Raw genomic sequence first — 5506 nt, forward strand, 5'->3', positions numbered from 1 at the left:
CTCGGCACACCGGTGCTGTCCTGGATCGCGATCCTGGTCATCGCGCTGTTCTTCCTGGTGATAACGCGCACCGCGCTCGGCCGCTCTATCTATGCCATCGGCGTCAATCCGACGGCATCGGTCTATACCGGCATCGATGTCGGGCGCACGAAGTTCATCGTCTTCTGCATCTCCGGCATGGTCGGCGGCCTGGCCGGCTATCTCTGGATTTCACGCTACGTGATCGCCTCGGTCGAGGTCGCCAACGGCTATGAGCTCAATATCATCGCCGCCTGCGTCATCGGCGGCATCTCGATCGCCGGCGGCATCGGCTCGGTCGGGGGCGCGGTGCTCGGCGCACTGTTCCTCGGCATCATCTCCAACGCGCTGCCGGTCATCAACATCTCGCCCTTCTGGCAGATGGCGATCTCGGGCAGCGCCATCATCCTGGCCGTCGTGCTCAATGCGCGCGGCGAGCGCCAGCAGGGCCGCATCATCCTGAAGAGAGCCGAGGCGGCATGACCGACACCCCTGCCCCGCGCCATATTCCCGACCGGCTCGACAAGCCGCTTTCCTCGGCGATTTTCTCCTGGGAAGCGCTTCTGGTGGTGGTGGCCGTCGCCATCTTCGCCATCAACAGCTTCGCGTCGCCCTATTTTCTCGACCCCTATTCGCTGTCGGACCTGACCTTCAATTTCACCGAGAAGGGCCTGATCGCCTTCGCCATGGCGCTGCTGATCATTTCGGGCGAGATCGACCTGTCGGTGGCCGCCATTATCGCGCTCGCCTCGACCTTGATGGGCATGGCGGTGCAGGCCGGCGCCGGAACGCCCGTGCTGGTCCTGATCGGCGTCGCCGTCGGGCTCGGTTGCGGCGCCTTCAACGGATTGCTGGTGACACGGCTCGGGCTGCCCTCCATCGTGGTCACCATCGGCACGATGAGCCTGTTTCGCGGCATTGCCTTCATCATCCTCGGCGACCAGGCTTACAAGGGCTACCCCGAAAGCTTCGCTTTCTTCGGGCAGGGCTACGTCTGGTGGGTAGTGTCGTTCGAACTGGTTTTGTTCCTCGTCGCGGCTGTCGTCTACTGGTTCCTGCTGCATCGCACGAGTTTCGGCCGGCGCGTCTTTGCCATCGGCAACAATCCGGTGGCGGCGCAATTCTCGGGCGTGCGCGTTGGGCGCATCAAGTTCATCCTGTTCTGCCTGACGGGACTGATGTCCGGCATCGCTGCGGTGCTGATCACCTCGCGGCTCGGCTCGACCCGGCCGTCGATCGCCCAGGGCTATGAGCTCGAAGCCATCACCATGGTGGTGCTGGGCGGCGTCTCGATCCTCGGCGGCGCCGGCAGCATCCTTGGCGTGGTTCTGGCCGCCTTCATCATGGGGCTGGTCACCTTCGGCCTTGGCCTGCTCAACGTGCCCGGCATCGTCATGTCGATCTTCATCGGCCTGCTGCTGATCATCGTCATCGCGCTGCCGATCGTCTGGCGGCGGCTGCGCGGAGGGCGCTGATGCCTGAGAAATACGCCTTCAAGATGAAGCTCAATCCCGGCATGAAGGCCGAATACAGAAAGCGCCACGACGAGATCTGGCCGGAACTGGTCGCGCTCCTGAAACAGGCCGGCGTGTCGGACTACTCGATCCATCTCGACGAGGAGACCAACATCCTGTTCGGCGTGCTATGGCGGCGCGACGACCATGGCATGGCCGACCTGCCCAAACACCCGGTGATGCAGCGCTGGTGGGCTGAGATGGCCGACCTGATGGAAACGAAGCCCGACAACGAGCCGGTGGCCGTGCCGCTGGAAACCGTGTTCCATATGGAATGAACGCGCTGCGCCACATCGCCGTCGTCGATATCGGCAAGACCAATGCCAAGGTGGCGCTGGCCGATCTCACCACGTCGAGCGAGATCGCGTTGCGCCACACGGCCAACGCGCCGCTGCGGCAGGCGCCCTACCCGCATCACGATGTCGAAGCGCTGTGGACCTTCATCCTCAACAGCCTTGCAAGCCTCAACCGCGAGCAGCGCATCGACGCCATCTCGATCACCACGCATGGTGCTACTGGCGTGCTTGTCGACGCGTCAGGCGAACTGGTGCTGCCGGTGCTCGACTACGAATTCGACGGCCCCGACAGGCTGACGGCTGAGTATGACGCCGTCCGGCCGCCCTTCGCCGAGACGGGGACGCCACGGCTGCCGGTCGGCCTCAATCTCGGCGCGCAATTCTTCTGGCAGCAGAGGATGTTCCCGGCCGAATTCGCCAGGGCAAAGGCGATGCTGATGTATCCGCAATACTGGGCTCTGCGCCTGACCGGCGTCGCGGCCAACGAGGTGACCTCGCTCGGCTGCCACACCGATCTCTGGAGCCCCGGGAAATCCGAGTTCTCGTCGATGGTCGACGCTCTGGGATGGCGGCACCTGATGGCACCGGTGCGGCCTGCCCGGGAGCGGCTCGGCCCGATCCTGCCCCCGCTTGCGAGGCGCACCGGGCTCGATCCGCAAACACCTGTCCTCTGCGGCCTGCATGATTCAAACGCCTCGCTGCTGCCGCATCTCCTGTCCGATATCGCGCCTTTTTCGGTCGTGTCGACCGGCACCTGGGTGGTGTCGATGGCGGTCGGCGGCAGGGAGATCACGCTCGATCCGGCGCGCGACACGCTGGTCAACGTCAATGCGCTCGGTCATCCCGTGCCGTCGGCGCGCTTCATGGGCGGGCGTGAATTCTCGCTGCTGACGGCGGACAAGCCGCAGGATTGCAGCGGAAGCGAGGTGCTGGCCGTCCTGGCACGGAAGACCCTGCTGCTGCCGTCGACGCAGCAGGGCTCGGGGCCATTCCCGCACCATGCCGCGGCATGGCTCAACGCCGACGGTATGAGCAAGGGCGAGCGCTTCGCCGTCATCTCCTTCTATCTGGCCCTGATGACCGCCGCCTGCCTAGACCTGATCGGCGCCGAGGGCCCGACCACGGTCGAGGGCCCGTTTGCCCGTAACCGGCTCTTCGTCGGCATGCTGGCGGCGGCGACAACGCGCACCGTCATCGCTTCGGAAGCAGCCACCGGCACCAGCATCGGCGCGGCATTGCTGGCAACGGATCAGGTCGCGATGCATGGCAGGGGCGAGCGGATCGAGCCGCCGGCAGACCCGGCCTGGGCCGGCTATGTCAGCGCATGGCGCGCAGCGGTCGACGCGCAGGCCTGATTACAGGATCCGCCTGCCGAACGCCGGCATGACTTGCGGTCCCGATATCCTTATCCCTTATAGACCAGCCCTTGCGGATCGATCTCCGGCTTGCGGCCGGCGACGAGGTCGGTGATCAACTTCCCGGAACCGCAAGCCAGGGTCCAGCCGAGATGGCCGTGGCCGGTATCGAGGTAGAGGTTGCTGTATTTCGCCCGGCCGAACACCGGCACGGAATTGGGCATCATCGGCCTCAGTCCTGCCCAGAGAAGCGCCTTTTTCTCGTCGAAGGCTCCGGGGAAAAGGTCCTTGCTGGTTTTCAGGATCGAGTTGAAGTCGCGTGACTTGAAGGTGCGATCAAAGCCGGTGAACTCCGCCGTCGATGACATCCTCAGCCGGTTGCCGAGACGCGAATAGGCGAGAAGCTGATCTTCATCCGCCCCACCCATGGTCGGTCCCTTGGTTTCGTCGTCGAGCGGCACCGTCATCGTATAGCCCTTCACCGGATAGACCGGCAGGTCGATGCCGTAACGGCGGCCGAGCAGCCCGCTTTCCGGACCCATGGAGATGACAACCGCATCGGCCGCCACCGGCCCGGCCGATGTCATCACGGCGCGAACCCGGTCGCCATCGATGTCGAGGCCAGTCACCGTGGTGCCGAACAGGAAATTGACGCCGAGCTTTTCAGCGGCGTAAGCGGCCAGTTTGTCGGCGAACTGCTTGGAATCGCCGGTCTGGTCTATCGGCGAATAGACACCACCGGCGATCTTTTCCTTCACGGCGGCAAGGCCTGGCTCGAGCTCAATCAAACGCTCGCGGCCGACGATCTCGATCGGCAGGCCATGTTCCGCCAGGAAGCGGTAGTTGTCAGTGCCGGAGTCGAGGCTTTTCTGCGAGCGAAAGAAATAGACGATGCCGCGTTTGCGTTCATCGTAGTGGATGCCGATCTGCTCGGAAACGGCATTGATGCAATCGCGTGAATACAAGGCGAGCCGCAGTTTGACCCGCGTGTTGGCGCGCATGCGCGCCACGGTGCACTCACGCAGGAAGCGCAGGCTCCAGGCATAGAAATAGGGATCGAGAGTCGGCCTGACCTTGATGCCGAGCTCATGGTTCCACAAGCCGCGAAGGAAGGTCTTCAACGCCGACGGAGAAGCCCAGGCGGTTGCATCGCCCGGCGAAACCAGGCCTGCATTCGATTGGCTGGTGCCCCGCGCCGCGGCCTCATGGCGTTCGATGACGGTCACCTCGTGCCCGTCGCTGGCAAGAAAATAAGCAGCCGCCGTGCCAACGACACCGGCTCCCAGCACCAATACCTTCATTCCGCCCCCAAGGGATCACGTCGGGCGCCGCGCCACGCGTCGCGTTGACCTGTCCTCAATAGCGTTTCCCGGCAGGGCGTGCGAGCCCTTGGCCCAACAGCTTGCCGGTTCAGCCGCGCGCGGAGTTCTTGCCGGTCAGGATGCGCTCCCAGGCGAGCGCGTCGGCGACGATCTGGTCGAGATCGTCGCGTTGCGGGGTCCAGCCGAGTTCGGCGCGCGCGAGATCGGAATTGGCGACCACCGCGGCGGCGTCGCCGGGGCGCCTGTCGCCCATCCTGACCTCGAAATCATGGCCGAAGGCGCGCCGCACGCTGTCGATCACCTCGAGCACCGAATAGCCGTGGCTGTAGCCGCAATTGGCGACAAGGCTGGCGCCGCCGGCGCGCAGCCGCTCGAGCGCCAGACGATGCGCCGCCGCCAGGTCGCTGACATGGATGTAATCGCGCATGCAGGTGCCGTCCGGTGTCGGATAGTCCGTGCCGAACACCTGCATGAAGGGTCGCTTGCCGAGCGCCGTCTCGCAGGCGACCTTGATCAGATGGGTGGCGCCCGGCGTCGACTGGCCGGTGCGGCCCTTGGGATCGGCGCCGGCGACATTGAAATAACGCAGCGCCGTATAGCGGATATCGTGTGCGATCGCGGCATCGCGCAGCATCCATTCGCTCATCAGCTTGGACAGGCCGTAGGGCGATTCCGGCGCCAGTCGCGCATCCTCGCGCACCGGCTCCAGTCCGGCGCCGCCGTAAACCGCGGCGGTGGAGGAAAAGATGAAATTCGGCACGCCCGCGCGCACCGCGGTCTCGATCAGCGTGCGTGTCTTGGACGTGTTGTTTTCGTAATAGGCGAGCGGGTCGGCGACCGATTCCGGCACCACGATCGAGCCTGCGAAATGGATGATCGCGTCGACCTTGTTCTCGCTGATGATCGAACCGACCAATTCCCGGTCGGCGACGTCGCCGACGACCCGCCTGGCTTCCGGCGCCCCCGCCCATTCGAAGCCGGTGGAAAGGCGGTCGAGAACG

5 protein-coding genes and 1 pseudogene are annotated in these 5506 nt (G+C 64.8%); 4 read left to right on the top strand and 2 right to left on the bottom strand.

Annotation, left to right across the window (positions count from 1 at the left end):
- The 4 genes and pseudogenes from J0I79_RS03130 to J0I79_RS03145 form a co-directional block, all read left to right on the top strand.
- Positions 1-501: pseudogene (locus J0I79_RS03130) on the top strand (ABC transporter permease); the annotation flags it as partial.
- Positions 498-1493, top strand: a complete 996-nt coding sequence (locus J0I79_RS03135) for an ABC transporter permease (RefSeq protein WP_292855268.1) — start codon at positions 498-500, stop codon at positions 1491-1493. The pseudogene J0I79_RS03130 and the gene J0I79_RS03135, both read left to right, overlap by 4 nt.
- Entirely contained in the window at positions 1493-1810 is a 318-nt protein-coding gene (rhaM, locus tag J0I79_RS03140; protein WP_292855269.1) for an L-rhamnose mutarotase, read from the top strand. The genes J0I79_RS03135 and rhaM overlap by 1 nt, the downstream gene beginning before the upstream one ends.
- Positions 1807-3183 carry an FGGY-family carbohydrate kinase gene (locus J0I79_RS03145; RefSeq protein WP_292855270.1) on the top strand — a complete coding sequence of 459 codons (1377 nt, stop codon included), beginning with the start codon at positions 1807-1809 and terminating at the stop codon, positions 3181-3183. Before rhaM ends, J0I79_RS03145 begins: the two co-directional genes overlap by 4 nt.
- A gap of 50 nt (positions 3184-3233) precedes the next feature.
- Here J0I79_RS03145 and J0I79_RS03150 read toward each other — a convergent pair whose 3' ends face one another.
- Both J0I79_RS03150 and galE read right to left on the bottom strand, forming a co-directional pair.
- The gene (locus J0I79_RS03150; RefSeq protein WP_292855271.1) at positions 3234-4484 is read right to left on the bottom strand and encodes a D-amino acid dehydrogenase; all 1251 of its coding nucleotides are present in this window, start codon (positions 4482-4484) and stop codon (positions 3234-3236) included.
- 109 nt (positions 4485-4593) lie between these two features.
- Positions 4594-5506, bottom strand: a 913-nt coding sequence (galE, locus tag J0I79_RS03155; protein ID WP_292855272.1) for a UDP-glucose 4-epimerase GalE, incomplete at its 5' end; no start/stop codon positions are given.

The organism is Mesorhizobium sp. (genome assembly GCF_017306585.1).
Classification (GTDB): domain Bacteria; phylum Pseudomonadota; class Alphaproteobacteria; order Rhizobiales; family Rhizobiaceae; genus Mesorhizobium.

Excerpts from the sequence above, each read along its gene's own strand:
- J0I79_RS03135 (WP_292855268.1), top strand. The coding sequence starts at position 498 with ATGACCGACACCCCTGCCCCGCGCCATATTCCCGACCGGCTCGACAAG.
- rhaM (WP_292855269.1), top strand. The coding sequence starts at position 1,493 with ATGCCTGAGAAATACGCCTTCAAGATGAAGCTCAATCCCGGCATGAAG.
- J0I79_RS03145 (WP_292855270.1), top strand. The coding sequence starts at position 1,807 with ATGAACGCGCTGCGCCACATCGCCGTCGTCGATATCGGCAAGACCAAT.
- J0I79_RS03150 (WP_292855271.1), bottom strand. The coding sequence starts at position 4,484 with ATGAAGGTATTGGTGCTGGGAGCCGGTGTCGTTGGCACGGCGGCTGCT.